The organism is Litoribacterium kuwaitense, assembly GCF_011058155.1.
Lineage (GTDB): Bacteria > Bacillota > Bacilli > Bacillales > DSM-28697 > Litoribacterium > Litoribacterium kuwaitense.
In genome coordinates, this window is sequence record NZ_JAALFC010000148.1 from 1 (window position 1) to 356 (window position 356).

1 pseudogene is annotated in these 356 nt (G+C 44.9%); it reads left to right on the forward strand.

The window, feature by feature from the left end:
* A pseudogene (locus tag G4V62_RS21025) lies at nt 1–192 on the forward strand (hypothetical protein); the annotation flags it as partial.
* Nucleotides 193–356 lie beyond the last annotated feature (164 nt).

A 356-nucleotide genomic window follows, 5' to 3' on the forward strand; every position in this document is an offset into this window, starting at 1 on the left:
GATGTGATGGAACAGATCCATGATGAACTGGTTCTGCTTGCCATCGACGAAGGACATATCAGCGAAGAAAACATTGCCATCGATGCGACGCATTTTGAGGCAAGGGATCGAGCGCAAGCCTCAGAGAAGAAAGAAAAGCCAGCGAAGAAAAGCGTGGTCGCAAACCGAAAGCTGAGTATGAACAATGGCTGAAAGAAAAACAAGCCGAAGATGATGCACGCCCTATTTATGAAAAAGAGATTGTTCATCAGCGGTCTGAGTCAGTGGAAACGTTGTTTAAAGAAGCGCCCATCGAACCAAAATGGGGGATTAAGAAAAACAGTGACGGGAAGAATGTCTTTTGGTTCGGATATAAA